27 protein-coding genes and 1 tRNA gene are annotated in these 26723 nt (G+C 53.2%); 16 read left to right on the top strand and 12 right to left on the bottom strand.

Annotated features, from left to right (window positions below):
* Position 1 precedes the first annotated feature (1 nt).
* Genes ACFO3I_RS01710 through ACFO3I_RS01700 form a run of 3 tightly spaced genes read right to left on the bottom strand, consistent with a single transcriptional unit; the run spans position 2 to position 3359 of the window.
* Positions 2-1237 carry a CheR family methyltransferase gene (locus ACFO3I_RS01710; protein ID WP_377331237.1) on the bottom strand — a complete coding sequence of 412 codons (1236 nt, stop codon included), beginning with the start codon at positions 1235-1237 and terminating at the stop codon, positions 2-4.
* Between the two features lie 10 nt (positions 1238-1247).
* Entirely contained in the window at positions 1248-1721 is a 474-nt protein-coding gene (locus ACFO3I_RS01705) for a chemotaxis protein CheW (protein WP_377331235.1), read from the bottom strand.
* A 3-nt stretch (positions 1722-1724) separates the two neighbouring features.
* Positions 1725-3359 (bottom strand): methyl-accepting chemotaxis protein, encoded by a 1635-nt coding sequence (locus ACFO3I_RS01700; RefSeq protein ID WP_377331233.1) that lies wholly within the window; start codon positions 3357-3359, stop codon positions 1725-1727.
* A gap of 195 nt (positions 3360-3554) precedes the next feature.
* Between ACFO3I_RS01700 and ACFO3I_RS01695 the strand changes: the two genes are divergently transcribed.
* From ACFO3I_RS01695 to ACFO3I_RS01685, 3 genes are all read left to right on the top strand, one after another.
* The gene (locus ACFO3I_RS01695) at positions 3555-4175 is read left to right on the top strand and encodes an Hpt domain-containing protein (protein ID WP_377331231.1); all 621 of its coding nucleotides are present in this window, start codon (positions 3555-3557) and stop codon (positions 4173-4175) included.
* 2 nt (positions 4176-4177) lie between these two features.
* Entirely contained in the window at positions 4178-4588 is a 411-nt protein-coding gene (locus ACFO3I_RS01690) for a response regulator (RefSeq protein ID WP_377331229.1), read from the top strand.
* 61 nt (positions 4589-4649) lie between these two features.
* Entirely contained in the window at positions 4650-4949 is a 300-nt protein-coding gene (locus tag ACFO3I_RS01685; protein WP_377331227.1) for a DUF1840 domain-containing protein, read from the top strand.
* Here the strand turns inward: ACFO3I_RS01685 and ACFO3I_RS01680 are convergent.
* A complete protein-coding gene (locus tag ACFO3I_RS01680) occupies positions 4936-7536 on the bottom strand; it encodes an ATP-binding protein (protein WP_377331226.1) in 2601 nt (866 codons plus the stop codon). The genes ACFO3I_RS01685 and ACFO3I_RS01680 overlap by 14 nt on opposite strands.
* A gap of 212 nt (positions 7537-7748) precedes the next feature.
* On the opposite strand from ACFO3I_RS01680, the gene ACFO3I_RS01675 reads away from it, so the two are divergent.
* Positions 7749-8558, top strand: a complete 810-nt coding sequence (locus ACFO3I_RS01675; RefSeq protein WP_377331224.1) for a peptidylprolyl isomerase — start codon at positions 7749-7751, stop codon at positions 8556-8558.
* On the opposite strand, the gene ACFO3I_RS01670 is transcribed toward ACFO3I_RS01675, so the two are convergent.
* Both ACFO3I_RS01670 and ACFO3I_RS01665 read right to left on the bottom strand, forming a co-directional pair.
* A complete protein-coding gene (locus tag ACFO3I_RS01670; protein ID WP_377331222.1) occupies positions 8505-9176 on the bottom strand; it encodes a GntR family transcriptional regulator in 672 nt (223 codons plus the stop codon). The two genes, ACFO3I_RS01675 and ACFO3I_RS01670, sit on opposite strands and share 54 nt — an antisense overlap.
* A complete protein-coding gene (locus ACFO3I_RS01665; RefSeq protein ID WP_377331221.1) occupies positions 9173-10342 on the bottom strand; it encodes a benzoate/H(+) symporter BenE family transporter in 1170 nt (389 codons plus the stop codon). Before ACFO3I_RS01665 ends, ACFO3I_RS01670 begins: the two co-directional genes overlap by 4 nt.
* A gap of 160 nt (positions 10343-10502) precedes the next feature.
* Between ACFO3I_RS01665 and ACFO3I_RS01660 the strand changes: the two genes are divergently transcribed.
* The 4 genes from ACFO3I_RS01660 to ACFO3I_RS01645 are packed head-to-tail and all read left to right on the top strand — an operon-like array spanning position 10503 to position 14146.
* Entirely contained in the window at positions 10503-10874 is a 372-nt protein-coding gene (locus ACFO3I_RS01660; RefSeq protein ID WP_337841809.1) for a response regulator transcription factor, read from the top strand.
* The gene (locus tag ACFO3I_RS01655) at positions 10874-11605 is read left to right on the top strand and encodes a YaiO family outer membrane beta-barrel protein (RefSeq protein WP_377331218.1); all 732 of its coding nucleotides are present in this window, start codon (positions 10874-10876) and stop codon (positions 11603-11605) included. The genes ACFO3I_RS01660 and ACFO3I_RS01655 overlap by 1 nt, the downstream gene beginning before the upstream one ends.
* A complete protein-coding gene (locus ACFO3I_RS01650) occupies positions 11586-12665 on the top strand; it encodes a HEAT repeat domain-containing protein (protein WP_377331217.1) in 1080 nt (359 codons plus the stop codon). The genes ACFO3I_RS01655 and ACFO3I_RS01650 overlap by 20 nt, the downstream gene beginning before the upstream one ends.
* The gene (locus ACFO3I_RS01645; protein WP_377331215.1) at positions 12653-14146 is read left to right on the top strand and encodes a glycosyltransferase family 2 protein; all 1494 of its coding nucleotides are present in this window, start codon (positions 12653-12655) and stop codon (positions 14144-14146) included. The genes ACFO3I_RS01650 and ACFO3I_RS01645 overlap by 13 nt, the downstream gene beginning before the upstream one ends.
* Here the strand turns inward: ACFO3I_RS01645 and ACFO3I_RS01640 are convergent.
* Positions 14137-14352, bottom strand: coding sequence for a cysteine-rich CWC family protein (locus ACFO3I_RS01640; RefSeq protein ID WP_377331213.1), 216 nt, complete (start codon positions 14350-14352; stop codon positions 14137-14139). The genes ACFO3I_RS01645 and ACFO3I_RS01640 overlap by 10 nt on opposite strands.
* 110 nt (positions 14353-14462) lie before the next feature.
* On the opposite strand from ACFO3I_RS01640, the gene purT reads away from it, so the two are divergent.
* Positions 14463-15647: a formate-dependent phosphoribosylglycinamide formyltransferase gene (purT, locus tag ACFO3I_RS01635; protein ID WP_377331211.1), complete on the top strand. Its 1185-nt coding sequence runs from the start codon at positions 14463-14465 to the stop codon at positions 15645-15647.
* A 50-nt stretch (positions 15648-15697) separates the two neighbouring features.
* Here the strand turns inward: purT and fre are convergent, their stop codons facing one another.
* From fre to ubiD, 3 genes are read right to left on the bottom strand one after another with little or no spacing between them, the layout of a single operon-like run.
* A complete protein-coding gene (fre, locus tag ACFO3I_RS01630; RefSeq protein ID WP_377331209.1) occupies positions 15698-16393 on the bottom strand; it encodes an NAD(P)H-flavin reductase in 696 nt (231 codons plus the stop codon).
* A 15-nt stretch (positions 16394-16408) separates the two neighbouring features.
* Positions 16409-16699, bottom strand: coding sequence for a 2Fe-2S iron-sulfur cluster-binding protein (locus tag ACFO3I_RS01625; RefSeq protein ID WP_377331207.1), 291 nt, complete (start codon positions 16697-16699; stop codon positions 16409-16411).
* Positions 16700-16701: 2 nt separating this feature from the next.
* On the bottom strand, positions 16702-18174 hold the full coding sequence (gene ubiD, locus ACFO3I_RS01620) for a 4-hydroxy-3-polyprenylbenzoate decarboxylase (RefSeq protein WP_377331333.1): 1473 nt from the start codon (positions 18172-18174) through the stop codon (positions 16702-16704).
* Positions 18175-18307: 133 nt separating this feature from the next.
* Between ubiD and ACFO3I_RS01615 the strand changes: the two genes are divergently transcribed.
* The 3 genes from ACFO3I_RS01615 to metC are packed head-to-tail and all read left to right on the top strand — an operon-like array spanning position 18308 to position 20978.
* The gene (locus ACFO3I_RS01615) at positions 18308-18949 is read left to right on the top strand and encodes a class II aldolase/adducin family protein (protein WP_377331206.1); all 642 of its coding nucleotides are present in this window, start codon (positions 18308-18310) and stop codon (positions 18947-18949) included.
* A 29-nt stretch (positions 18950-18978) separates the two neighbouring features.
* On the top strand, positions 18979-19749 hold the full coding sequence (locus ACFO3I_RS01610; protein WP_377331204.1) for an EAL domain-containing protein: 771 nt from the start codon (positions 18979-18981) through the stop codon (positions 19747-19749).
* Between the two features lie 50 nt (positions 19750-19799).
* Complete coding sequence (gene metC / locus ACFO3I_RS01605; RefSeq protein ID WP_377331202.1) at positions 19800-20978, top strand: cystathionine beta-lyase; 1179 nt, start codon at positions 19800-19802, stop codon at positions 20976-20978.
* Here metC and ACFO3I_RS01600 read toward each other — a convergent pair.
* Complete coding sequence (locus tag ACFO3I_RS01600; protein WP_377331201.1) at positions 20967-21662, bottom strand: VC0807 family protein; 696 nt, start codon at positions 21660-21662, stop codon at positions 20967-20969. The two genes, metC and ACFO3I_RS01600, sit on opposite strands and share 12 nt — an antisense overlap.
* Before the next feature lie 236 nt (positions 21663-21898).
* On the opposite strand from ACFO3I_RS01600, the gene bfr (ACFO3I_RS01595) reads away from it, so the two are divergent.
* Both bfr (ACFO3I_RS01595) and bfr (ACFO3I_RS01590) read left to right on the top strand, forming a co-directional pair.
* Entirely contained in the window at positions 21899-22375 is a 477-nt protein-coding gene (gene bfr, locus ACFO3I_RS01595) for a bacterioferritin (RefSeq protein WP_377331199.1), read from the top strand.
* A 1-nt stretch (position 22376) separates the two neighbouring features.
* Positions 22377-22844: a bacterioferritin gene (gene bfr, locus ACFO3I_RS01590; protein ID WP_377331197.1), complete on the top strand. Its 468-nt coding sequence runs from the start codon at positions 22377-22379 to the stop codon at positions 22842-22844.
* A gap of 71 nt (positions 22845-22915) precedes the next feature.
* Here bfr (ACFO3I_RS01590) and ACFO3I_RS01585 read toward each other — a convergent pair.
* A tRNA-Gly gene (locus ACFO3I_RS01585) sits at positions 22916-22989 on the bottom strand.
* 150 nt (positions 22990-23139) lie between these two features.
* On the opposite strand from ACFO3I_RS01585, the gene ACFO3I_RS01580 reads away from it, so the two are divergent.
* Both ACFO3I_RS01580 and ppc read left to right on the top strand, forming a co-directional pair.
* Positions 23140-23892, top strand: coding sequence for a fumarylacetoacetate hydrolase family protein (locus ACFO3I_RS01580; RefSeq protein WP_377331196.1), 753 nt, complete (start codon positions 23140-23142; stop codon positions 23890-23892).
* A gap of 157 nt (positions 23893-24049) precedes the next feature.
* Positions 24050-26680, top strand: coding sequence for a phosphoenolpyruvate carboxylase (gene ppc / locus ACFO3I_RS01575; RefSeq protein WP_377331194.1), 2631 nt, complete (start codon positions 24050-24052; stop codon positions 26678-26680).
* Positions 26681-26723 lie beyond the last annotated feature (43 nt).

Raw genomic sequence — 26723 nt, 5'->3', positions numbered from 1 at the left:
GCTATTTCCTTGGGTTCAGGCGCTGTTCAAAACGCTCTGCGGCGGCGTAATCATTTTGTGCGCGTAATAGAGCGGCTAATTGTTTAAGCGCCTGTGCATGTAAGGGTTCAATATACAGGGTTTTTCGGTAGTAGATCTCGGCATTGCCTTTTTGGTTCAGACTGTCTGACAGCAGCCCCCATAAGTAAAACAGCTGAGCTGAGGGTCCCAGTTCAATCAAGGCTTGTTGGCACAGTGCCAGTGCCTGAGTCAGCTGCCCTTGGTTGGCCTGACGCTCAATGTCGTCAAGCAACGAGGTATTTTTTTTGACGGGCGCAGCTTGAGGTAACACCCTGGTGCTGCTCGGTCTGCCGGTCTGCCCGGCCGGTTTAGCCGGGGACATTTTCGGTGTTTTAAGCGCCGCTGCACTGACAGTTGTGGCCTTTGTGGATTTAGCTGGTTCCAGTTGAGGCTGCTTTTGTGGGTCAGCAAAAGCGAAGCTGTCGCGCTGTGTCAGGCTTACCATGCCCGCTTTGACAAAAGCACCGGTTTCCGCCGGGCCGGAAAACAGGTAAGCCGTGGACAGCATTAATTGTCTCAACTGACGCACCGCGGCTTGTTGGGTGTCCTGATCAAAATAAATCAGCAGATTACGGCAAAATACCAAATGGTATTTTTTCGGCGGCAAGCTGGCTGGGTCTAATAAATTGCCATAGCGGAAATTGACGGTTTTCCGGATTTCGGGATGGATTTGATAAAGCCCGTCACGTGCGGTGAAATAACGTTCTTTTAAACCTGCAGGGCAACCACGGAATGAATAGTCGCGAAAGCTACCTTGCTTCGCCTGAGCCAGCACCTTGGTATTGATGTCCAGCGCGTCAATTTGGAATTGGTGTGGCTGATAGCCTTGTTGCATCAGGGTAATGGCCAGCGAATAGGGTTCTTCTCCGGTTGAACAAGGCAAACAAAGCAACGACAGCTTAGTCCCATCCTGTTTGTTCAACAGGTGCGACGCCAGTTCGGCCACCAGACGAAACGACTCAGGGTAACGAAAAAACCAGGTCTCGGGCACCACTATGGCTTCCACCAGGGAGGTCCACATGGCGTCGGACTGCGGCAGTTGCTGTTGATACGAACTCAGATTGCAGGCGAATTTTTGCAATTCCCCGGATAACACCCGTTGAAGGCTTTGTTGACCGACAGAGCGGATATCCATGCCGATACGTTGCTGCAAAAGTTGTTCAATCAACGCTGTCATGCAGGTGACCTCAGGTTTGTGCCTGCGGATACAGTACCTTGAGCACATCACCCGGTAATAACTCTGCCAGCTGTACCTGCTGAATCAGGCCCAGAGCCTCGTGTTGCTGTACCTGACCGAGGTATTTGCTGTCTGGCAGCAGCAACCGACTGTCGTGCCAGTGCTGATCGCTCAGTCGTTCGAAGCGATGGACCTGTTCCAGCAGTAAGCCCAGCAGCTGACTTTTATAATGCACCAACACCAGTCGGGTGCTGGTTTTCCAGTCGGCTTCCCGCTGTAAAAGGCGTTGGTATAAATCCAGCACTGGCACGGAAGTGCCCTGATAGTGCAACAGGCCTGCAACCCATACCGGGGCTCCCGGGCACTGTTTCAGCGTCGGCCGACGCAGCACCACTTCGATTTCGGTGGCCTGAATGGCATACAGGTCATGCTGTAACCGAAACAGTAAATGTAACCGACTGGCCTCTGCAGCTGAGCTGGCCATGACTCAGACCTTAAACCTGTTGACACCAGTGCGTAACTTGCCGGCGATGTCGGTCATACTGTCGACAGTTGCCGTGGTTTGCACCAGCGACTCTACCGTCTGGGACGTGGCATCCGTCAGTTGGCTCAGTGCAAGATTAATTTGTTCTGCGCCTTCGGATTGCTGGCCCATCCCTTCGTTGACCTGCTGAATATGTGGTGCCAGCTCTTGCACTTGCTCAATAATCAGCGACAGTTGTTCGCTGATATGCACCATGTCGGCGGAACCGCGCCGCACCTCTTCGGAGAACTTGTCGATCCCCATCACACCAGCTGCCACTGCAGACTGTATTTCGCGCACCATTTGTTCAATGTCGAAGGTGGCAATAGCAGTCTGGTCGGCCAAGCGGCGGATTTCGTTGGCGACCACGGTAAAGCCCTTGCCGTATTCTCCGGCTTTTTCGGCTTCAATGGCGGCGTTCAGTGACAACAGATTGGTCTGATCTGCCACTTTCATGATGGTGATCACCACCTGGTTAATCCCTGTGGCGCGTTCATTCAACAAGGCCAGCTTGCCTGCGACCATTTCGGCAGCAGACGACAGTTGACGCATCACGTCGTCCATATTGCTGACGGAGGTCTGGCTGGTTTGCGCCAAGCGGGCCGTTTGATCGGCGGTATCTGCGGTTTCATTTACCGTTTGCAGTAATTGTTTAGCTGTGGCGGCAATTTGTTTGGAGGTGGCGCCAATCTCCGCGGTAGTGGCGGCGGTTTCGGTGACAGTGGCTTGTTGTTGTTTGGAGGTGGCTGCCAGCTCGGTTATAGAAGTCGCCAGTTGAACCGCTGAGCTTTGCGTCTGCAGGACCAGCTCTTTCAGCGATTCGGCCATCGAGTTAAACCCCTGGATGATGGTGCCGAATTCATCGTTATTGTGCATTGCAATACGATGCGTCAGGACGCCATCGCCCATCTTTTGCATACCGGTTAACACTGATGCAATAGGCGCCATAATGGCCCGACGCAAAAAGAAACCACTGGCGGATGCAATAAGGATGGCCAGCAGGATGCCGCTGAATACCACGTATACATTGCGTACTATGCCTTTATGCAACAAGTCCACATTGGTGTTAAAGCTGTTTTCATTCAGGTTGACCATTTCATTTAAGGTCTCACGGGCGGCAAACCAGGCACTTTTCCCTTGGTTTAACGCCAGCATCAGAGGCTCGTCACCTCCGGTTGCCGCTTGCGCCAATGTGCCTTTCACCAGGTTAAAGTACAGGTCCAATTGGTTTTGCAGTTGCTTGTATAACTCCTGGTCTTTCTCCAGCGTGATGGTATTTGCATAATCCTGGTAAGTGGCCTGAATACTTTTCTCCATCGACTGCAGGGTCGTGCTGCCAGTCGCAAGGATTTGACTGCTGTTTCCCGGCGTCAACTTCAGCTCAATCACAATTTGATTCAGCTCAGTCCAGTGATCCGCTGTTTCCCGGCGGATGTCTCTGGCCATATCCATCCCTTTGAAATCGGACTTTTCGATGGAGGTGACATTGGCTTCGTTAATTTGTGCCCGCTGATAAAATAAGGCACCGCAAAGCACGATGGCGCCGACGATTAATAAAAAACTCAGGTAAATACGTTGGCTCAGACTGACATTTTTCATGGGATTTCCTTCCACTCTTTCTGCTAATACTCTAAGCAGTTCAACCCGTTATTTCCAGATGAATCCGACTAACAGGCCAACTTTAGGAGACGGGCAGGTACAGCATAGCCCGAGCCGGTTGCGCTAAGACAGATTTGACCTGACAGGCGTCCACGGCACATACTGGTTTTAACAGAAAAAAGCTGAGAGTTCATTGTGCCACTTAAACTTCTGATCACTGATTTAACTCAGGAAAATTCTTGTTCAGATGTGGAATCTAAGCTGCAATCAGCGGGTTACAAGACCACACTGGCAAGCTCCCTTACCCAATGGGTTGAACTGGCTCTGGTGCAACATTTTGACGCCATGCTTTGCCTGACCGATGCGGTTCCGCCTGAGCTGTCGGATAATTTGCAACTCATCCGACAAGCGGGTTACGACATTCCTTTAGGCGTACTTTGTGTTGGGTCCTGCCATGTGCCTGAAGCCGCTGAGCATTTTCAAAGCCCGTGGAATTGGGCGGATATCCATGCCTGGTTGGGGTCGCTGACCCGGATTAAGTTACAGAAACTGGCGGTGCCGGGGGATTTGCAGCAGCTGTTTCTGCAGTCACTGACGCAGGCTGCCATCGAGTTAGAGGTTGCTTCGCAGGCAGGTGACTGGCAGACGGTGAAGCATATTGTGCATCGGCTGAAAGGCAATGCCGCCTGCTTTGGCGAAGGTGAAATTTCAGCCCTTGCGCATGAACTGCAATTGTTGTGGGAAGAGCAAAACATTCCACCGCAGGCGAAGCAACTGAGCTCTCTGTTGGTGGCATTGAAAACCCGAGGTGCTTGAGAATGCGCGAGACCCACACGGTATTATTGGTTGATGATCAAGAGTTTACCCGGCAGTTGCTGCAAAATAACCTGACCAATCTGAAGTTTGAAGCCCGGCTGGAAAAATACATTTGGAGCTACCAGCATGCCAGTACGGCGTCACAAGCGTTAAAACTGTTTAACTTGCACCAGCCGAAACTGGTCTTTCTCGATATTGAATTGCCCGATCAATCGGGCCTCATTCTGCTGCGGCGTTTTAAAGAAATTAACCCGGAATGCTTTGTGGTGATGGTCAGTGGTGTCAGCACCTTGGTGAACGTGAAAGAAAGCATTAGCAGCGGCGCGTCGTCATTTATCGTCAAACCATTTTCCGGTGAAAAAGTGCTTTCTGTACTGAACAAATTCCGTCAAAGCAGGGCGAAGGTGTCGTAGTGCTTTGTACTGTGGCTGGCAAAGCGCTCTATACTGCTTAATGTGAGGTTCGGAGGTGGTTATGTTAGTCACTTTTTATTCAAAAGATTCGGCCTCAATCACCATGTTTGGCCAGGTGGCTGTGCAATTGCTGCAGATGATGGGACATAGCGGTAAGGTGCCTGGTGCCTTTTATGCGGAAGATGTCGCGGCCTGTCTGGCCAGACTGCAGCAGCAACTGCAGCACTGGCAGGACGAAAACTCCGCTGCAAAAATTGATGATGAGTCCGACGCCCCGGTCAGTCTGCGCCAGCGGGCTGTTCCCCTGATTGAATTACTGCAAAGGGCGGTGCAAGGCGGCAATAACGTCAGCTGGGATTAGCATGGGTTGCCGGGTACAGCGGAAAGTACAGAATAAAGGTGGTACCGGCACCGATTTCAGATTCAAAATCAATCCGGCCTTGCATCATCTCAACCAGAGTTTTACTGATATTCAGGCCCAAACCTGAGCCTTGGTTGTTCCGGCTGTCCGAACTGTCGGCCTGCGCGAATTTGTCGAATATTTTACTGCGAAAAGACTCGGCAATACCGCAGCCCTGGTCTTGTACCCGGAGTTCAACAAATTGCCCGACTATTTGGTAACCCAGCTGCACTTCAGCCTGGATGGGCGAGAACTTCACCGCATTGGATATGAGGTTCGACAGCACCTGCAACAGCCTGAACTTATCCAGATAGAGGCAATAATGGCCGGGATCCGCATCGCCGTTAAAGGTCAGCCGGACCTGATACTGCTCTGCATAGGCCTGGTTTTGTTGCAGGGCTTCCTGCATCACTGCTGCAATGTCGGTTTCAGCCGGTTGCAGTTTCAACTGACCAAATTCCAGCTTTTCAATGTCGAGAATATCATTCACCAACCGGGTCAGCCGGTCTGTATTCATTTTGGCGATTTGCAGCAGTTGTGACGCCTGGGCTGGCAACGGGCCGGCGACGCCACCGACCAATAAGCCAAGGGAGCCTTTAATCGATGTCAGCGGTGTTCGCAGTTCGTGGCTGACGGTAGAGATAAACTCGCTTTTCATCCGCTCGACTTTTTTACGTTCACGCAGATCATGCAGCATCAGTGTAAACAGGTGTTTGTCGGCCAGATCCACCCGGCTTAAGCCTATCTCCAATGGCAGTTGCTCACCGCTTTGATGCAGGCCTGTCAGTTCTCTGGTCTGGCCCACCCAGGCTTGCAGCTGGTCCAGCTGGAGCGGCTGCAGTAGCTGATGATTCCGATGGTCTGGCAGTATGGCCAGCAGCTTACTGACAGGAGCTTTGAGCAATTCATCCACCTCATAGCCAAACAATGCCGAGGTTTCTTTATTGACGCGCTCAATCAGTCCTTGTTGATCCACAATAATGATGGACTCGTTCGCATTGTCCAGAATCGAACTCAGCTCTTTGGTGCGCTGGGCAATCAGGTGTTCGGTTCGGGCAGAGCGACCGGTCAGTATTAACAGAAAGATCCCCAATAAGCTGCAGAGCACTAAACCGCCGGCCAGCACATACCAGCTATACAAAGCGGAATGCCGGTCCAGGAATGCTTTGCTGGGTTGCAGCCTGAGTTCGACGGAACGCCCGGCGAAGGACCAGATTTGATTCCAGTCCAGATAATGGGCGTAGTCGGGTAAAGTCAGCGCTTCGTTATGGAACGGCTGATGACTGGCCAATTCAGTGATAGTGAGATGAAAATTGCTATGGTCAAACTGTTTCAGGCTGGAGTCGACCAATAAATCCGTACTTAATACGGCACAGATAAAACCAGACAAACCCGGCCAGCCAGATTCTTCTGTCAGGCCGGAACTGGCCGGCTTAAACCTTGGTAGAAACAGCAACACCGCAGATTCACCAGTTTGCAACCGGACTGGCGTTGTCATACTGATTTTTCCTGAAACGACAGCGTAATCCAATGCGTCCTGTCGCTGCTTTTCAGACCACATATTCAGGCCCAGTCGCGAGGTATCCCCGGAAGCGGTTGCCGTCAGCAGGGTCACAGCGGCATAGGAAGTTGGCGGTGTATCTTGCTGAAAGTTTCGCAGCTGGATAGCGGCTGGCAACTGAGCCTGCTGCTCAGGGCTCAGCCATTGCAGGTAGTCGAATGCCAGCACGCCGGAGTCGGCCCAGTTGTAGTCGAGTAAAAAGTCGGCAAACTGCTGTTGCGTCAGCTGTGGATTCAGCGCCAGCAATCGCTCCAGTGCCTGCATCTGCTGAATGACTCTGCTAAGGCGGAACTGAAAAGAGCTGCTGACCTGCTTGGCTTGCTCAAAAAATTGCTGTTGAGTACTTTCCTGATGTTGCAGCAAAACCCGGCTATACAGTGAGGTGACCAGCGCCATGCTGATCAGCATCGGCAAAGCCAGAGTAAGAAAACGTGGACGCCAGATACTGCGTGGCTTGGCCAGCACAACAAACACCAGCGGCACAAACAGCGTAACACCCAAGGCATCACCTACCCACCAGGTAAGCCAGGTCAGAACGAGTTGATCGGCGCTGATATGGCCGGTCTGAACTAACAATAGCACCGACAGACTGGAACCCAGCAGGCAGCTGACCGGGCCGGCCAGCAGCATTAACCCAATAATGCTGCGTTCGAAAGTGAGTGCGGGATGAAAACTGGCATAACGACGGACCAAAGTGACCGCCAGCGCTACGCTCAGACAGCTGTTGGTGGCGATAACGGCAGAAATCCACCAGGTATGCCCATTCGTGGTGCTGAAATCGAGCAGAAGGGCGCTCAGCCAAACTGCGGCCAGGGTGCGGTTACCCCATAACAGAGTTAATGCGACAGCGACCCCGATAGGTGGAAATAGGGCGGTGGCAAAGGCGGGTGCAATGGCCAGATTCAGCGCCGCAGTTCCCAGCAGCAGATAGCTCACTACCATCACCAACGCCTGGCCTAAGGTTCGTAACGGTTCAGAGTTCAACAAAGGCAAGATCATCAGGTGAATATACTATCTGGTTTGGCCGTAATGCAGGTCCAGCTTACTCCGCTTTCTCAGGAACACAATATCACCATGCAATTTGTCTTATGTAAACCGATCAGCCTTGCCAACTGAATTCGTGACTAATTGTAATTCGGCTGGAGTTTGCCTGAAATCATGGTTTAGAGTGCAGCGTTTTTTTTGTTTGGGAATGCAACATGACATCATTAGTAAAACAAAGCTTGTTGGGCCTGTCGTTACTGGCCGCCAGCCAGGCAGCTCACGCGACCATAGTCCTGGTAGAAACCAGCATGGGCAACTTTGAAATCAACCTGTTTGACCAGAGCACCCCTGCCACAGTGCAGAACTTTTTAAGTTATTTAAAAGATGGCTCTTACGATAATTCCGTCATCCACAGAGCGGAGAAAGGCTTTATGGTACAGGGTGGTGGCTACAAAACCAGCGGTAACAATGATGCATCACTGTTGACTGTCACTGCCAAAGCGACGGTAAAAAATGAGCCTAAATGGTCCAACGTGCGTGGCACCATTGCAATGGCGAAACGGGAATATTTACCAGACAGTGCCACCAGCCAATGGTTTATCAACCTGGTTGATAACAATGACCCAAGCAATAAGCTGAATCTGGACCGTCAAAACAGCGGTTTTACGGTATTTGGTATAGTCACTGGTTCGGGCATGAGCATCATTGACCCGGTGGCCAGCCTGTATCAGCCAGGAACCGGGGCTTTACCGAAATTCCCGCTGCGTAATTACAGTGCCGCAGATGCAGCAGCCAATGTGCCTATTACCCCAGCCAATATGGTGGTGATTGAAAAAATCACTGTGATCAATGATGCGCCAGACACTGCAGCAAGCCTGACTCTGAAAGCCAATACCCAGTACAACCTGGATGCTGAAGAGTCTGGCTCTTCAGGTTCGTCCGGTTCTTCAGGGTCCTTGTCCTGGTTGTGGTTAGTCAGCGGCGTTGCTTTGCTCGCTGGCCGTCGTTTGTTCCAGCGTCGTTAAATGCTGAACCAGTAGCTGGCCTGCCTGCGCTATATGTGAGCGCAACAGCGTCAGCGCCTGCTGGCTCTGGCCGTCGCGCAGCAACTGCAATAACTGCCAGTGTTCGGTGGCGCTGGTGTCGGCGTAGTTCAGTGCCAGCTCCTGAAACCCCAGATAACGTTCGACCTGCTGATGCACTCTGTCCAGCAGTTGCAGCAGCTGTGGGCTTTGCCCGCCAGCCTGATACAGCAACGCATGAAACTGCCAGTTCATGGCGCCACGGTCTGCCGCAGATAAATGCTGTTGCTGTTCAATCTGCTGTAATAAATCCTCAGCCCGGCCTAATTGGTGAAAGCTCAGGGCTGGCAAGGCGCGCTCCAACGCCAATGGCTCCAGCGCCAAACGAATTTGGTACAGCTCTTCGGCTTCGGCTGCAGAAAGCTCCGGCACTTTCAGGCTGGCTTTGCCAGCCATCACCAGCAAACCCTCGGCTTTCAGTTGCTGCAACGCATCCCGCACCGGAATGCGGCTGACCTGGTAATGGTCTGACAATTTTTGTTGATTCATCAGCTGACCCGCGGGCCAGATACCCTGGCGGATATCCTGCCGTAAGCGTTGATAAAGACTTAATGATTTCACGCCGTTTTTCTCCGCTGGATACATTGCTGCAGTGTATAGACCGCCAAGCCAGCAATTAAACCCCAGAAGGCTGAATTTATGCCAAAGAAATTGATGCCGGACACCGTCAGCAGCAAGGTAATTAAGCCGGCTTCCCGGGCCGGACCAGGCTGCAGGCTGGCCCCCAGATTGCTGTTGATGGTGCCGAGCAACGCCAGACCGGCAATAGCACTGACCAGCACAGCAGGCAGCGCCAGAAATAAAGCAACCACCGCAGCGCCGCATAAGCCACTGAGCAGATAAAACACACCAGCTGCAATGGCGGCTTTGTAGCGCTGTGCCGGGTCTGGGTTGGCTTCCGGGCTGGCGCAAATTGCGGCGGTGATGGCCGCCAGATTCACTGAAAAGGCACCCAAAGGCGCCAACAGCAGGTTGCTTAACGCGCAACCGGCCAGTACAGGACGGGCGGGCACCTGATAGCCGGCACTTTGTAACACCGCCAGACCAGGAATATTCTGCGACGTCATGGTGACGATACAAAGGGGAATAGCCACGCCCATCAATGCGGCCAGTGACCACTCTGGGCTGACCCAGACTGGCTTGGGCCAACTCAGGCTCAGCTCACCGGGCTGAAACTGGCCGGTCAGACTGACATAAATCAACGCGACGACCAGTGTTAGCACTGTGGCATAACGGGGCCAGTACTCTTTGCTGATTAAAAAACACAGCAGCATGCCCAGCACCAAGACAAAGTCCTGTTGCAAACCGCTAAACAGGGCGACGCCAAAGTTAAACAAAATACCAGCCAGCATGGCACTGGCGACCGGCAGTGGAATGCGCCTGGACAGACTGTCAAACCAGCCGGTCAGTGCCAGCACCAGGCTTATCGCTGCACTGAGCATAAAGGCTCCGGTCGCTTCTGCCAGACTAAAACCCTGCAGGCTGCTGACCAGCAAAGCGGCTCCTGGCGTTGACCAGGCGGTCAGCACAGGCATACGAAAATACCAGGACAGACTGATCCCCGTCAGCCCCAATGCCAACCCCAAAGCAAGCAACCAGGAGTTCAGCACTGCCTGATCGGCACCGGCGCTGGCAGCGGCCTGAAACACAATAGCCACCGAACTGGCAAATCCCACTAAAACAGCGACAAAACCTGCACTGATGGCCGGTAAACTTTTGAGCAGCATGCTCACCTCGAAATAGTCACCTCGAAATTGCTTGTACACATTAATTAAAAATGTATACAAAAATCAAGGTTGAGAGCTGAAAGCAGGACTTTTTCCGGTGATGGCTTGAACCTGCTACCGAAATCGAATATCTAGAAGGGAGCTTTGAAAGGGAAATCCGATGAAACCCACTGTACTGTTGATTGAAGATGATGAGCTGATAGGTAAATTGTTGCAGTTTATTCTGCAGCGTGAAGGCTATCAGGTGGAGTGGCTGAAAGACGGTATTGCGGCGGAACAGCGTATTGCCGAGCCAGGGTTTTCTGCGGTAATTCTGGACCTGATGCTGCCTTTTCTGGACGGCGTGTATTTGCTGGAGCAGCTCCGTAAACAGCCGCACGGCCAGAAAGTTCCGGTGTTGATACTGACCGCCAAAATGGGCGAATCGGACATTGCCTCGGCCTTGAAAAAAGGTGCCGATGATTATCTGGTGAAACCCTTTCAGCCTCATGAGTTCAGTGCCCGTTTAAAACGGCTGATGGAGAGGCGCTGATGAGAATGTTATGCGTGGCTGCGTTGGTGCTGGCCCCTGGGCTTGCTGGTGCGACGCAATTGGAAATAGGCTCGGGACAAGAGCAATTGAGCAATGGTCTGGCCGATGGCTGGTTTTATTTTGCCGGCCTGCGCCAGCAGCAGGACGCCTATGGCTGGGGTGGCCGTTATCAGCGCAGCGAGCGTTTTGGCTTGCAGGACCAGGAATGGTTGTTTGATGGTAACTACAAACTCAATAATGAACTGACCTGGTTGTGGCAGGCGGCGTACAGCCCACAAAACCGGGTGCGTCCTGAGTTGAATTACGGCTCGCAGCTGGCCTGGTCCTGGACTCCGGGCTGGGTGGTGACTCCTGGCGTGATGCTCAGTCAGGACGACGAGCAGGACAGCCACAGTTACAGCCTGATGAATGAGCATTATATAGGGGCTTACCGGCTGGCTTATACCTTTTATCATTCAAGGCCAGAAGACGCTGGAACGGCCAACACCCATTTACTGCAACTGAGTTACTACTTCAATGACACGGACTCCATCACACTGCTGGCAGTCCGAGGCAAGGAGCTGGAACGTTTACCTAACCGGGTACTGGTGATGGATGTCAGCCGTTATGGTTTTTTTGGTCAGCTCGGGCTGAGCCCGAACTGGCAATTGCTCTACAACGCCAGTTGGTCTGAACAGGACGTGTTGTATGAGAAAACGGAGTATGGTCTGAGTGTCCGCTACAGTTTCTGATCCGCTGTTGCAATTAGTCTGGTACAGCACTGCTGCGTTGTTGGTGCTGACCTTGCTGCTGCTGGTGCTGGCATTGGTGATGCACAAGGAGCGGGATAAGCGTAACTTGCACCGCAAAGAGGCGACCGAGCAATGGACACCACTGCTGTTTAGCTGGATTTATGACACGGAACAAACAGCGGAGCCGCTGCCTTCATTAGACGCTGCTGGTTTTGGTGTGGTGGTGCAGTTGTGGTTGCAGCTGGAGCAAACGGTGCGGGGCTCTGCGTCGGAGCGGCTGGCCGATTTGGCGCAACGCTTGGGTTTTGTGCCCGTGATGCACCAATGGCTGGATAGCTTTGACAATGAAAAAAAACTGACGGCGATTATGACGCTCGGATTGGTGCAGGACAAAAAAGCCTTCGCCAAATTAATGCCTTATGTGATTGATTCCAGAACACTGTTTTCGCTGGTGGCCGCCCGCTCTTTATTATCTATCGACCCCTGGCTGGGGCTGCCTGTGGTGCTGTCTCAGCTACACAGGGACGACTGGTCGGTCAGCCGGTTGGCCGGGTTATTGGTGCGATTGCCTTCGGAGTTAGTTGTCCGGGCTTTAACTGAAAGCGCTGAACGCGCCACAGTAAAAGAGCTGGGCCGCTTGATCAAACTGATGTCCTTGTTGTCGCCGCTCGATTGTCAGCCGCTGGTGCTGCTGGCGCTGGAGAAATACCCGGACCAGATGGAGCTGATGACCACCGCCTGCTCCAGTACCATTTCCCCGGATCTGTTGCCTGCGCTGCGTTTATTGCATAACTCGCCGCACTGGCAGGTCAGAGTTCAATTGGCCAAAGCGCTGGGACGCTTGGGTAGCAAAGACGATGTGCCCTTGTTGCTGATCCTGTTACAGGATAAAAGCTGGTGGGTGCGCTACCGGGCTGCACAGTCGTTGTTGCAGCTACCGGATGTCAGTGTGGAAGAACAGCAACACTGGCTGCAACTGGACGACCCCTTCGCCCGGGATATATTGCATCAGGTACTGGATGAAACCGAACGTATGAAGAGGACAGCATGGACTGGTTAACTCAGTTGCAGCAGGACCTGCAGTTTGGCCTGGGCAGCCCGGTGGTGGCTGTATTGCAATGGCTGTTTATCGGCTATTTCGTGTTGTTGTCTTTAGGTTATCTGGCACTGAACCTGATTGCGCTGTGGGTGATGCGTGGGCAGATCCAGTCTGCCCGCACCGAACTCATGCCAGCCAGTTATGCCAGCTTTTTACCGCCTATTTCGGTGCTGGTGCCTGCTTACAATGAAGAAGCAACCATTTCTGGTTCTATTCATTCCTTGTTACAGCTGACCTACCCTGAATACGAAGTCATAGTCGTCAACGACGGCTCAAAAGATTTAACCATGCAGGTGCTGAAAGAACAGTTTCAGCTGGTGCCTTCTTCGGCCACTTGTCCACTGCACCTGGCTTGCCAACCGATACTGGGAATTTACCAGTCCAGCCGTTATCCAAACCTGAAAGTCATCGACAAACAAAACGGTGGTAAAGCCGACGCTTTAAACGCGGGCATTAATTTGTCCAGGTTTCCGTTGTTTTGTGGGGTGGACGCCGATTCTATTTTGCAACGCGACAGTTTGCAGCGCATTATCCGACCTTTTCTGGATGATCCCTATGCGATTGCTGCCGGTGGCACGGTGCGCATTGCCAATGGCTGCGAAGTGAAAGACGGCTTATTGCTCAAGGCCGCGTTGCCGGAAAAATTGTTGCCTCAGCTGCAAATCATTGAATACCTGCGCGGTTTTCTGTTCGGTCGTTTGGGCTGGTCACCACTGAATTGTTTATTGATTATCAGTGGCGCCTTTGGGGTGTTCCGTAAATCGGCTGTGATTGAAGCCGGTGGCTACCGGCATAACACCATTGGTGAAGATATGGAGCTGGTGGTGCGGCTGCATAAGTTGTTCCGGTTAACGCAGCGGCCGTACCGGGTTTACTTTATTCCAGACCCGGTGTGCTGGACTGAAGCGCCTGAAGACCTGGCGACACTGAGCAACCAGCGGGTACGCTGGCAGCGCGGCTTGCTGGAAAGTCTGATGGCCAACCGTTCCTTGTTATTTCACCGCAAAGCTGGCGCTGTCGGTTGGCTGGCTTATCCGTTTTCGCTAATTTTTGAAGCTTTTGGTCCTGCCATTGAAGTGGCTGGTTACCTCTTTATGTTGACTGCATGGCTGGCCGGCTGGTTGGATCCGGTCGCTATGCTGGCGTTTCTGGTCGCCACTATTGGCTTTGGTGTGCTGATTTCGGTGGTGGCTTTGGTGCTGGAAGAAATGTCATACCCGGTATACCCGGGGCGGCGCAGCATTTTGCGGCTATTTAGCCTGGCGATTATTGAAAACTTTGGTTATCGCCAGCTGAACTCCTGGTGGCGGCTGAAGGGGTTGTGGCGTTGGATGCGCAACAGTAAAAGCAGCTGGGGCGCAATGAAGCGTTCAGGCCAGTGGCAACAAGCGGCCGCCCAAACCGCTAAAGCTGACGATAAATCCGACCCGCCTCAGGGCTGAACCGGCCGATAAATTTGCGGCTGTGCCTCGGCCTGTTGCTGCAGTTGTCGCAGGCAGCGCTCGCAGTAACACTGGCTGCTTTCAGGCAATTGGCCCTTTAAGGTTGCTGACAACGTTAGCTGCATACACCAGCAGTCCTGTGGCCTGTCAGTTTGCGCCATACAGGCATTGGACTGGCCACAACGCGGGCATAATTTTATGTTCATTCAAAGTACTCTTACTTTTTTGCGCAGACTATAGCCCAGTGGCCGGAAAAAGTCGGCCACTGCAGGCAAGTTTTGATATGCTCTGCGCAATTGCATTGCAGGAGCCGTATATGAGCCGTATTGGAACGCCAGGTGCCACCAACGCCCACAAAGTCTTGTTACTGGGCAGTGGCGAGCTGGGTAAAGAAGTCTGTATCGAATTAAAACGTTTAGGCTGCGAAGTGATCGCGGTAGACCGCTACGCCAATGCACCGGCGATGCAAGTGGCTGACCGTCACTATGTGATTTCGATGCTGGACCCTTCTGCACTGCGGCAGATTGTGATCAAAGAAAAACCGGCGCTGATTGTGCCTGAGTTAGAAGCTGTGGCCACCAGCACGCTGGTTGAGCTGGAGCAGCAAGGTTTTACTGTGGTGCCGACCGCCAAAGCGGCCAACCTGACGATGAACCGTGAGGGCATTCGTCGTCTGGCCGCCGAACAGCTGGGCTTGCCGACCTCCAACTACCAGTTTGCCGACGACAAGGCCAGCTACCTGGCTGCGGTCGCTGCTGTGGGTTACCCCTGTGTGGTGAAGCCTATTATGTCGTCATCCGGCAAAGGTCAGTCGGTGCTGAAATCAGCTGCGGATCTGGAAGCCGCCTGGGCTTATGCGCAAGAAGGTGGCCGGGCCGGTAAAGGTCGGGTGATTGTTGAAGGCTTTATCGACTTTGACTACGAGATTACCCTGCTGACTGTCCGTTCAGTGTCTGGCACTCAGTTCTGTGAACCTGTCGGCCACCGCCAGGAAAAAGGCGATTATCGTGAATCCTGGCAGCCGCAGGCGATGTCGCCCAAAGCGTTGGAGCTGGCTCAGCAGTATGCTGCCAAAGTGACTGAAGCTTTGGGCGGTCGGGGTTTATTTGGAGTCGAGCTGTTTGTCAAAGGCGACCAGGTCTGGTTCAGTGAAGTGTCGCCACGGCCACATGACACCGGTATGGTGACGCTGATTTCGCAAAACTACACCCAGTTTGCCTTGCATGCCCGCGCTATTCTGGGGTTGCCTATTCCGTTGATCCGCCAATACGGACCGGCCGCCTCTGCGGTGTTGCTGGTAGCCGGACAATCACGGGAAATTGGTTATGGCAATCTGGCGCAAGCGTTAATGCAGCCGGACACCGACCTGCGGATTTTTGGCAAACCTGAAGTGCAGGGGGAACGCCGGATGGGCGTGGCGCTGGCCTTGGGTGACAGCACGGATCACGCTAAGCAAAAGGCGCTGGACGTGATCGCAAAAATTCAGCTGACGCTGGGTTAATGTTTTATGTAGGGGAGCGTTTTAACGCTCCCGGTTAAGCGATACAGGTTCTAGATATAGGCAAAGGCATCGGCAAACATTTGTTCGCGTTTGCCGCCTTGCTCTAAAAACGCCGCCCGCACCACACCGGCCATGGCAAAAGGCCCGGCCAGATAGATGTCGTAGGCTTCCAGCGAAACAAAATCCTGCAGTATGGCTTCGTGCACCAAGCCTGTCCGGCCTTGCCACTGTTCAGTTGGGTTCTGCACCACCGGAATAAAGCGATAATGCTCGTCTGTTGCGGCCCAGGCAGCCAGTTCGGTCTGATGGTACAGCGCGCTTTCATCCCGCACCCCCCAGTACAGAAACACCGGTCGTTTTACCCCAGCAGCAGCTATTGCCTGCGCAATGCTGTACACATAGGAAAAGCCGGTGCCGCCGGCCAGCAAAATAATAGGGTTCTGACTGTGTTCACGCCAGAAGGCCTGACCCAGGCCGACTTCTGCGGTTATTTCGCTGTGTTGCTGCAAATGCGCTAACGCCTGGCTGGCGTACTGGTCGGTGACAGCGCCACCAATATGCAGCTCCAGTTGGCCTTGCGCGGCTATGGACGCAATCGAAAAAGGCCGCTTGTCCTCGTCACTCAGCCAGATTTGCAGGTACTGGCCCGGCCGGTAAGGCACCTGGCTTTCTGGTGTCAGCACAACCCGGGTGACCCCAGAGGTTAACGGCGATAACTGTGCAACGGTACAACGAATTTTGCTCATGAATAACCCTGTGGCTTAACCACGAATAAAAGGATGATGTAACACCAAATCGCTGCTGGCAAAGGCCAGACAACAATAGGTAAAGTTCATGGATTTGTCTTGTGCGCTGAGTGGCTCAGGCGGCAGGTAGGTCACAGTGCCGGAGCGCAGGCGGCAGACGCAGGCGGTGCACACACCCTGCTGGCAGCGGTGCGGGAAATCAATGCCCTGACGCAGTGCCGCCTGCAGCACTGTTTCCGTAGGCCCGACGCTGAACGTCAGACCGCTTGGCTCAATGGTGACCTGAAAATCCGCCTGCTGGCTCATTTTTACTCCGGCAGAATATTCAGTTCAGCCCAGATGGCGTCGACTTTTTGTTTCACTTCCGGCGTCATCACTATCGGCTCACCCCATTCGCGGCTGGTCTCACCTGGCCATTTATTGGTTGCGTCCATGCCCATTTTGGAGCCCAAACCGGACACTGGCGAGGCGAAATCCAGGTAATCGATGGGGGTGTTTTCAATCAGCGTGGTGTCGCGCGCCGGGTCCATCCGGGTGGTAATAGCCCACATCACGTCTTTCCAGTCACGGGCGTTGACGTCGTCGTCGCAAACAATCACAAATTTGGTGTACATAAACTGGCGCAGGAAAGACCAGACACCCATCATCACTCGCTTGGCATGGCCTGGGTACTGCTTTTTCATGGTGACTACCGCCATGCGGTAGGAGCAGCCTTCCGGCGGCAGGTAGAAATCGACAATCTCCGGAAACTGCTTTTGCAGTATCGGCACAAAGACTTCATTTAACGCCACGCCCAAAATGGCGGGTTCATCCGGTGGCCGGCCCGTGTAGGTGCTGTGGTAAATTGGTTTTTCTCTATGGGTCAGATGGGTCACAGTAAAGACCGGGAACTGGTCCACTTCGTTGTAATAGCCGGTATGGTCTCCGTAGGGGCCTTCAGGCGCCATTTCACCTGGCATAATGTACCCTTCCAGCACAAACTCGGCGCTGGCTGGTACCTGCAAGTCGTTGCTGAGGCATTTCACCACCTCGGTGTTGTCACCCCGCAATAATCCGGCAAAAGCGTATTCAGACAGGGTATCCGGCACCGGCGTCACTGCGCCCAGAATAGTGGCCGGGTCGGCACCTAAGGCGACAGACACAGGGAAAGGCTCGCCTGGGTGGGCTTTTTGCCATTCAAAGAAATCCAAAGCGCCGCCGCGGTGTGATAACCAGCGCATGATGACTTTGTTTTTGCCAAGCACCTGCTGGCGGTAAATACCCAGATTCTGCCGTTCTTTATGTGGGCCGCGGGTTACCGTTAAACCCCAGGTGATCAAAGGCGCCACGTCGCCAGGCCAGCAGGTCATCACCGGCAGTTTGGTTAAATCCACCTGGTCGCCGGTCAGTACCACGTGCTGACAAGGCGCTTTGCGCACCTGTTTGGCAGGCATGTTCAGCACCTGCTTAAACACTGGCAGTTTGTCCCAGGCGTCTTTAAAGCCTTTTGGTGGGTCCGGCTCTTTTAAAAAGGCCAATAACTTACCGACTTCACGCAGCGCCGACACATCGGTCTGGCCCATGCCCAAAGCGACCCGCTCCGGCGTGCCGAATAAATTCACCAGCACAGGAATGTCAAAACCTTTAGGGTTTTCAAACAGTAAGGCCGGGCCCTCAGCTCGCAGCGTACGGTCGGCTATTTCGGTCATTTCCAGGTAAGGGTCGACTTCCATCCGGATGCGTTTGAGTAAACCACGCTGTTCCAGCTGGTCGATAAAGTCACGCAGATCGTTGTATTTCATAAAACCAGGCCCGCAGAAGATTGCTGCCATTATACATACCTGTCCAGTCCGGACCAGTGCAGGCTTCCAGGCGGCTGGTGTAGCAAAGGAGGAATTTTATAATGGCGCCAGTAAAAACATCTGAGGCGCAGGTATGCATGAACAGGAAGGGGTGATTAAATTTCAGCTGAATTTTCAGCCCGCTGCTGTGCTAACAGCAGGGCAAATCAGCGAAATCAACGCCTGGCGCACCCTGTTACATCAGTTGGGTATGCTGGGCCAGCACCCAAAGCGTTATGACAATTATGGCTTTGGCAACCTGAGCCAACGCTCTGGCCAGAACGAATTTATGATCAGCGGTACCCAGACCGGCGGCCCCTTGCAATTGCAGGCCGCGGATTATGCGCTGGTGACGAAGGTCGACATTGGCTGCAACCAGCTGTGGGCTTGTGGTGACACTGCACCTTCGTCCGAGTCGATGACGCATGCCGCCATTTATCAGGCGGACGCCAGGGTGCAGGTCGTGGTGCATGCGCATTGCCCGGCGATTTGGCAACAGACGGCTGCACTGCAACTGCCACATACCAGCGCTGATATTCCTTATGGCACTGTGGAAATGGCATTGGCCGTGCAGCAGCTAGTTTGTCAGCAAGGTGATGCGCCAGCGCTGTTTACTATGTTGGGTCACGAAGACGGCGTGGTCAGTTATGGCCGTAGTTTTACTGAAGCTGTCAGCCTGTTGTGTCAGCAGTATGCAAAAGCCCTTGCACTGGGAGCAGCGCCTAACTTAAGGTAATTTCAGTCGAATTTTCTGAGCCAGGCGTTATGGAATTCCCCGCGCAAATTAAACAACAAAGCTGCATGGATTGCCTCAGCGGCAAGTCATTAGGATTTGACATAAAAATGGCCTTCCAGCCGATCATCGACTGGGCAGCGCAGGACATAGTTGGGTATGAAGCCTTGGTGCGAGGACCTGAGGGCCAGGGGGCCGGCTGGGTGTTTGATCACATCAACGACCATAACAAATATTATTTTGATCAGGCCTGTCGGGTCAAAGCCATTGAAACGGCTTCCAGGCTGGGTCTGCGCAAACTGCTCAGTATTAATTTCCTGCCCAATGCGGTGTATAACCCGGAAACCTGTATCCGGGCCACTATTGAAGCGGCCGATCTGTTTGGATTTGATATCCGGCAAATTATGTTTGAAGTGACTGAAGGTGAGCAAATTACCGATCAGGCCAAGCTGAAACGCATATTCGAAAGCTACGCTAAGCGCGGCTTTATTACAGCGATTGACGATTTTGGTGCTGGCTACGCCAGCCTGGCTTGGTTGACTGCATTGACTCCTGCCGTGCTGAAACTGGATATGGGGCTGATTCGTGATATTGATCAGGACCCGCTTAAGCAGGCGGTACTCAAAGGCATACTGACGGTGTGTCAGCAGCTTAATACCAAGGTGCTGGCCGAAGGCATTGAATCCCAAGCGGAGTTGGATTACCTCTGGGCTCAGGGTATTCAATGGTTCCAGGGCTACTACTTTGCCAGGCCCGCCTTGGAACAATTGATCCAAAAAGATCAAATCGCCGTCTGGTCCTGATTAACGAAATCAGGTAACTTAATCAGACATCTGGATGTCTGAGGTTTTCCATGAGAAAAGCAACGCAACTGATCCACGCCGGCCGTGGCAAAGAATGGACCGGGTCTGCGGTCAACCCCCCGGTAGTCCGGGCTTCTACTATTGTGTTTGACACCATGGACGAGCTGAAACATGCCACCGCCAAGCGGGGCGACCGCGTGCCGTATTATGGTCGTCGCGGCACCGCTACTCACTTTGCACTGCAAGAAGCCATTTGTGAGCTGGAAGGCTCGGCAGGCTGTGCGTTATACCCTTGCGGAGCTGCAGCTATTAACGCGGCTCTGCTGACCGTGCTGAAGCAAGGCGACCACTTGCTGATGGTGGATACTGCTTACGAACCGACCCGGGCTATTTGCGACAAGCTGCTGGCTGGCCTTGGCATTGAAACCACCTACTATGACCCTTTGTTGGGCGCCGCCATCGCGGATCTGATCCGGCCCAACACCAAAGCAATTTTTCTGGAGTCACCTGGCTCACTGACCATGGAAGTGCAGGATATTCCGGCCATAGCGGCGGTGGCCAAAGCGCAGGGCATTTGCCTGCTGCTGGACAACACCTGGGGCACGCCTTTGTTACTGGATGCCTATGCCCTCGGGATAGATATCTGTATTCAGTCCGCGACCAAATACATTGTGGGCCATTCGGATGCCATGCTGGGTATTGCCACCGCCAATTCTCAGTACTGGCCACAATTGCGTGAGCAGAGTTACCTGATGGGCTACTGTGCTTCGGCCGACGATGCCTATCTGGCGAGCCGTGGTCTGCGCACGTTAAAAATCAGGCTGGAGCAACATCAGGCCAATGCGCTGAAGGTGGCCAACTGGTTAGCGCATCAGGATTGGGTGGAAACGGTGCGCCACCCGGCGTTGCCGGGCAACCCAGGTCACGACATATTCAAGCGTGACTTTACCGGCAGCAATGGTCTGTTCTCTTTTGTGCTGAAACAAGGCGACGCGAAAGCGGTGCAGGCCTTTATCGAAGGCATGGCGCACTTCAAAATGGGTTTTTCGTGGGGCGGCTTTGAAAGCCTGATTATTCCAAACCTAAGTATTCAAAAACTGCGTACCGCAAGCCACTGGCCTTACGCAGGCCCGCTGCTGCGGCTGCATATTGGCCTGGAAGATCCGGATGATTTAATTGCCGATTTAGCCGCCGCTTATCAGCGTATGCAGCCGCTGCTACTGGCGTAAAAAGTTTTCTACCGATTCGCCTGTCACTTTGCCAATTTGGTAAAACAGGTAAAAAATCGCCACCATCAACATCAGCATTGAAGGCAAAGCAATAACCGGGTAACTCAGCGCGGTCATTTGTGCCAGCTCTTCGTTAAAGGCTGGTGTGCCTGGCTGGCTGACCAGCAGGTATTTGGCCAGGCCGTAATTCAGCACGGACGACAACACAAAAGTGGCGCTGACCAGATAAGCGCAGTGCCGTAGTTTTTGCTCAAACAAAGCAACTGCATTTTTCTGCTGCAGGCTCTGTTGTAATTTGCTCAGGTCCAGCAGTTCATCATTGAGCAGGATTTTCTTCACCAGCGGGTACTTAGTGAACTGGCTGAAAAACACCGCCAGCGCAATTAACCCGGGGACTGCAGCTTCTTTAATGGCGATATAAGCGGGGTCCAGCTGCAGTAAGCTGATACCGCCGGTCAGCAACACACTGACAATACCCAACACCGATAACAGATTCACTTTCTGGCTTTGCTTCAGCTCATACAAACCAAAACAGACTGGGAAGGCCAAAGCCGCCACTAAAGCCCACACGGGCCCCAGCAGATGCTCTTCACTGAGTTTGCTCAGGACCAGTGTCGGAATGATGATGTTAAAGACTAAATTCAGCAGAAAACCCGGTGATTTCTTCGGGGTAGAGGCAGACATACACAACAGCTCCGCAAGTTAGATGCCGCCGAGTATACCCAGTTTTGCCCTGCAGCCAAACCACACAAAGGCCGCAGATGGCTGCCCGGCAAAAGCTTAGCAAGAATTCTGGTCTTAAAGCGAAGCGTTATCAATTGCATGTTGTTGATTTTATTAATTTTTTTCATTTGTTTTGGTTGATTTAATTTTGATTCAGGCTAAAATTGCTGCAATTAATTGAAACTCAGGATCCTGTGATGAAAGGCCAACCTTTGGTGCTTGCCAAACTGAACGAAGTACTGACCAGTGAACTGACGTCCATTAACCAGTACTTTTTGCATGCCCGTATCTATAAAAACTGGGGTTTGGCTCAGTTAAACAACGTCTGTTACAAGAAGTCGATCAAAGACATGAAGCAGGCCGACGAACTGATCGAACGTATCCTGTTCCTGGAAGGCCTACCCAACCTGCAGGCGCTTGGCAAGTTGCGTATTGGTGAAGACACCGAAGAAATGTTGCAGTGTGACCTGGCGTTTCAGAACGACCAGTTGCCTTTACTGCGTGACGCCATCAAGCTGTGTGAGCAACAGCAGGATTATGTCAGCCGTGAACTGCTGCAGGAAATTCTGGAGTATGAAGAAGAACACGTCGACTGGATTGACACCCAGCAGCAACAAATTCAACTGGTAGGCCTGGAAAACTACCTGCAAACTCAAATTGGGTCAGGAGATTAAGATGAAAGGCCAACCACAAATCATCGCTGCGTTAAACGAGCTGTTAGCCAACGAACTGACTGCGATGGACCAGTACTTTATTCATTCCCGTATGTACCACGACTGGGGCCTGAATAAGCTGTTTGAGCGCATTGATCACGAAGTGACGGACGAAAAAGCCCATGCGTCCGCCTTGATTGAACGCATTCTGTTTTTAGAAGGCACGCCAGACCTGACCAAACGAGACCCGTTGCAGGTTGGTCAGGATGTACCTGGCATGCTGCAAAATGATTTAAACGTCGAATACACAGTAGGTGCGTTGCTGAAAAAGACTATAGCCCTGTGTGAGCAGCAGCAGGATTATGTCACCCGCGATATGCTGATGACCTTGTTGGACGATACCGAAAACGACCATGCCCATTGGCTGGAGCAGCAACTGCGACTGGTTAAGCTGATTGGCTTACCCAACTACCTGCAATCGCAGATGTAAGATGCAAAAAAGCGCCTTCAGGCGCTTTTTTTCTGTCTGGGTCCAGGCCTGGCGCCTGTGAGACACAAAACTGGAGCGGGTGATGGGAATCGAACCCACGGCACCAGCTTGGGAAGCTGGGGTATTACCATTATACGACACCCGCAATGGCAGCCAAAATAATGGGCTGGCCTGATATTGTCAATCATGGCGATAGTCATTTGGTGACCACAAGCTTGCCGACGAAACGAGAGTGACTTTTCCGACAAATTACCGTTTAATTTCAGACCATCCCGCAGTGAGTGAGTACCTAGCTATGTCGCAGCCACACCCAACCTTAACGCAGCAGGCCGCTGCCGTTCTGGCCAATTACCGTAAAAACCAGCAACAAGCCCCACTGCTAACCGACGACTTACGGCCCGGCACGTCATTGGACGCTGTGTTGATTCAACAGGAGTTGCTGCAACAACTTAAGCAGCCGGTCTGGGGCTGGAAGGCGGGTTTACCGTCCGAAAAAGGCTGGGTGATGGCACCTATTGGCCGTTTGCAAAAAGGGCCGAAGTGCAGCTTTGAATGGCCAGCCAGCGATTACAGCATTGAACCTGAATTTGCCTTTGTGCTGGGGCAGGATTTGCCAGCGCGGGATGAGCCTTACAGCGAACAAGAGATTGATGCCGCTATTGGCAAAGTGCAGCTGGCACTGGAGCTGATTATCCGGCCTTATGCCAGTGATGCTGGCGCGGAGTTTCTGGATAACCTGGCCGCAGGCTTGTTTAACCAAGGGCTGTATTTAGGCCCGGAAGTGACAGCCTCACCGGCCGAAGTGGTGTTGACCCTCAGAGTTGAAGGCCAGGCGCCACAGCAGTTTGTTGGCAAACACCCAAATGCAGATGCCAAAGCCCCGCTGTACTGGCTGGTCAATCAGTTGTCGCAGCTTGGAATTGGCTTGTTTCAAGGCCAGGCGGTGATCACCGGTTCTTATGCCGGTGTCTGGTCTGTTCCGGCGGCAACCCCAGTGCAGATTGACTATCAGCAGCTGGGCAGCATGCAACTAACCGCACTGCCGTAAAATTATTTTCGGATTTCCAGACTTCTAAACTTCCATTTTGTTGGCGATTTTGTAATCTATCAGTGTTGAGTACTTTTATTTTCCCAGTTAGGGTTGAGATAACAACGCAGAAAAGCACAAAAAATCACGACAGGCAGTGGAACGAGGAGAGTGGGATATGTCGGAATATGCTGCCTTGAGGGCAAATGTCGGTTTGTTGGGCACCCAGCTGGGTGACACCATCCGCAATCAGCTGGGTGATTCGGTTCTGGAGCGAATCGAGCAAATTAGAGCGTTAGCGAAACAGGCCCGCCAGGGCACTCAGTTGCAGGATCAGCAGCTGAAACAAATACTGGCGAATCTGACCGATGAAGAAATTCTGCCGGTGGCCCGGGCTTTTGCTCAGTTTCTTAATCTGGCGAACCTGGCTGAACAACACCACACCATCAGCAGAGCTGGCCGGTTGACCATCGAAAAGCCGCAGCCTATTCAGGAACTGCTTGGCTTGTTGCAACAGCAGCAAGTCGACAAAGCCAAAATCGAAGCGGCAGTGAAAGACCTGTCGATTGAGCTGGTGCTGACTGCGCACCCGACCGAAGTGACCCGTCGTACCCTGATCCATAAACTGACCGAAATTGCTGGGGCGCTGGCGCAACTGGAGCAGGATTTATTGCCTGCTGAACGTCAGGCAGTGGAAACCCGTTTGTCGGAACTTATTACCCAGGCCTGGCATACCAACGAAATCCGCGAGCAACGCCCGACGCCGGTGGACGAAGCCAAGTCCGGTTTTGCCGTAATCGAAACCTCGTTATGGCAAGCGGTACCGGCTTTTATCCGCGAACTGGAGCAGGAGCTGCAACCTGTGCTCGGCCATGGTTTGCCGCTGGATGCGGCGCCTGTGCGTTTTTCATCCTGGATGGGCGGTGACCGCGACGGTAACCCTTTTGTCACGGCGAAAGTGACCCGACAAGTGTTATTACTCAGCCGTTGGAAAGCCGCAGATTTATTCAGCCGCGATTTGGACATCCTCGCCAATGAGTTGTCGATGAGCCAGGCCAATGCGGCTTTGCGCGCCCAGGTAGGTGACGACTCTGAGCCGTACCGCCGCTTGCTTAAAGATGTGCGGCAACAACTGATCCATACCCGCGACTGGCTCAGCGAAGCGCTGAAACACGACCGGCTGCAGCGTCCGGATGACTTAATCTGGGACAACCAGCAACTGCTGGATCCGCTGCTGCTGTGTTATCAGTCCTTGCTTGACTGCAAAATGCAGGTGATTGCCAATGGCTTGCTGCGTGACACCATACGTCGCGCTTATGCCTTTGGCCTGACCTTGTTAAAACTGGATGTGCGGCAGGAATCGGGCCGCCATACCCAGGTGTTCAGCGAATTTACCCGTTATCTTGGCATTGGCGATTACGCCGATTGGGATGAAAGCAGCCGTCAGGCGTTTCTGCTCAATGAGCTGGCCAGCAAACGCCCGTTATTCCCGCGCAACTGGCAGCCGAGCCCGGAAGTTAAAGAGGTGCTGGATACCTGCGATATCGTGGCCCGGCATGGCCCAGAAGCACTGTCTACTTATGTGATTTCGATGGCTGGTAAGCCGTCCGATGTGCTGGCAGTGCAGCTACTACTGAAAGAAGCCGGCATCAGCTTCCCGATGCGGGTGGCTCCGTTGTTTGAAACTCTGGCTGACCTGACCAACGCACCGGACTGTATCCGTAAGCTGCTGGCCATAGACTGGTACCGTGGTTACATTCAGGGCAAACAGGAAGTGATGATCGGCTATTCCGATTCGGCTAAAGACGCTGGCGCTTTTGCCGCCGCCTGGGCGCAGTACAGCGCGCAGGAAGCTCTGGTACAGATTTGCCAGGAAGCTCAGGTACAGCTGACCCTGTTCCATGGCCGTGGCGGTACGATCGGCCGCGGCGGCGGCCCGGCTCATGCGGCCATTTTGTCGCAGCCGCCAGGTTCTTTGGTGGGTGGCCTGCGGGTCACAGAGCAAGGGGAGATGATCCGCTTTAAGTTCGGTTTAAGCGGTCTGGCTCAGCGCAGTCTGGCGCTTTACGCCAGCGCCGTGCTGGAAGGGCTATTGTTACCTCCGCCGGTACCGCAGCAAAGCTGGCGCGAGCTGATGCAGCAGCTGTCGGATATTTCCTGCCAGGCTTACCGTGCCATTGTACGGCAACACCCTGATTTCGTGCCTTATTTCCGTGCTGCTACTCCAGAGCTGGAATTAGGCCAGTTACCGCTGGGCAGTCGCCCACCGAAGCGTAACCCGAATGGGGGCGTAGAGAGCTTACGGGCTATTCCCTGGATCTTTGCCTGGTCGCAGAACCGTCTGATGTTGCCAGCCTGGCTGGGTGCTGGCAGTGCACTGGCCGCGGTGGTCGACGCCGGGAAAACCGAGGTGCTGCAGCAGATGCGGGCGCAATGGCCGTTTTTCGCCACCCGCTTGTCGATGCTGGAAATGGTCTATTTAAAAGCGGACCCGGAAATTGCCGCCTATTACGATGAGAAACTGGTGCCTGAAGCCTTGTTGCCCTTAGGCCTGCAATTGCGCTCGCAGCTGGAAGCCGACAAAAACCTGCTGCTACAGTTGATCCACAGCGACACGTTGATGGCAAACGAAGCCTGGATACGTGAATCCATTATGCTGCGTAATACCTATGTCGACCCGTTGCATATTTTGCAGGTAGAACTGCTGGACAGGGTGCGGCATGCACCTGAAACCGTCAACGACAGTATTAAACGGGCCCTGATGGTGACTATTGCCGGTATTGCGGCCGGTATGCGCAATTCAGGTTAGCCACTGAACTTAGAATAAAAAAGGGGCCTGTCACAGACAGGCC

Source organism: Rheinheimera marina, from assembly GCF_042654345.1.
GTDB lineage: Bacteria > Pseudomonadota > Gammaproteobacteria > Enterobacterales > Alteromonadaceae > Pararheinheimera > Pararheinheimera marina.
The sequence above is the reverse complement of the archived record's forward strand: the minus strand, read 5'-3'. Positions and strand labels throughout refer to the sequence as shown.

Coding starts and splice junctions, on each gene's coding strand:
- ACFO3I_RS01700 (WP_377331233.1), bottom strand. CDS start 3,359: ATGAAAAATGTCAGTCTGAGCCAACGTATTTACCTGAGTTTTTTATTA.
- ACFO3I_RS01645 (WP_377331215.1), top strand. CDS start 12,653: ATGGACTGGTTAACTCAGTTGCAGCAGGACCTGCAGTTTGGCCTGGGC.
- ACFO3I_RS01640 (WP_377331213.1), bottom strand. CDS start 14,352: ATGAACATAAAATTATGCCCGCGTTGTGGCCAGTCCAATGCCTGTATG.
- ACFO3I_RS01675 (WP_377331224.1), top strand. CDS start 7,749: ATGACATCATTAGTAAAACAAAGCTTGTTGGGCCTGTCGTTACTGGCC.
- ACFO3I_RS01710 (WP_377331237.1), bottom strand. CDS start 1,237: ATGACAGCGTTGATTGAACAACTTTTGCAGCAACGTATCGGCATGGAT.
- metC (WP_377331202.1), top strand. CDS start 19,800: ATGAGAAAAGCAACGCAACTGATCCACGCCGGCCGTGGCAAAGAATGG.
- ACFO3I_RS01615 (WP_377331206.1), top strand. CDS start 18,308: ATGCATGAACAGGAAGGGGTGATTAAATTTCAGCTGAATTTTCAGCCC.
- ACFO3I_RS01665 (WP_377331221.1), bottom strand. CDS start 10,342: ATGCTGCTCAAAAGTTTACCGGCCATCAGTGCAGGTTTTGTCGCTGTT.
- ACFO3I_RS01625 (WP_377331207.1), bottom strand. CDS start 16,699: ATGAGCCAGCAGGCGGATTTTCAGGTCACCATTGAGCCAAGCGGTCTG.
- ACFO3I_RS01660 (WP_337841809.1), top strand. CDS start 10,503: ATGAAACCCACTGTACTGTTGATTGAAGATGATGAGCTGATAGGTAAA.
- fre (WP_377331209.1), bottom strand. CDS start 16,393: ATGAGCAAAATTCGTTGTACCGTTGCACAGTTATCGCCGTTAACCTCT.
- ACFO3I_RS01580 (WP_377331196.1), top strand. CDS start 23,140: ATGTCGCAGCCACACCCAACCTTAACGCAGCAGGCCGCTGCCGTTCTG.
- ACFO3I_RS01610 (WP_377331204.1), top strand. CDS start 18,979: ATGGAATTCCCCGCGCAAATTAAACAACAAAGCTGCATGGATTGCCTC.
- bfr (WP_377331197.1), top strand. CDS start 22,377: ATGAAAGGCCAACCACAAATCATCGCTGCGTTAAACGAGCTGTTAGCC.
- ppc (WP_377331194.1), top strand. CDS start 24,050: ATGTCGGAATATGCTGCCTTGAGGGCAAATGTCGGTTTGTTGGGCACC.
- ubiD (WP_377331333.1), bottom strand. CDS start 18,174: ATGAAATACAACGATCTGCGTGACTTTATCGACCAGCTGGAACAGCGT.
- ACFO3I_RS01705 (WP_377331235.1), bottom strand. CDS start 1,721: ATGGCCAGCTCAGCTGCAGAGGCCAGTCGGTTACATTTACTGTTTCGG.
- ACFO3I_RS01600 (WP_377331201.1), bottom strand. CDS start 21,662: ATGTCTGCCTCTACCCCGAAGAAATCACCGGGTTTTCTGCTGAATTTA.
- ACFO3I_RS01690 (WP_377331229.1), top strand. CDS start 4,178: ATGCGCGAGACCCACACGGTATTATTGGTTGATGATCAAGAGTTTACC.
- ACFO3I_RS01685 (WP_377331227.1), top strand. CDS start 4,650: ATGTTAGTCACTTTTTATTCAAAAGATTCGGCCTCAATCACCATGTTT.
- ACFO3I_RS01655 (WP_377331218.1), top strand. CDS start 10,874: ATGAGAATGTTATGCGTGGCTGCGTTGGTGCTGGCCCCTGGGCTTGCT.
- purT (WP_377331211.1), top strand. CDS start 14,463: ATGAGCCGTATTGGAACGCCAGGTGCCACCAACGCCCACAAAGTCTTG.
- bfr (WP_377331199.1), top strand. CDS start 21,899: ATGAAAGGCCAACCTTTGGTGCTTGCCAAACTGAACGAAGTACTGACC.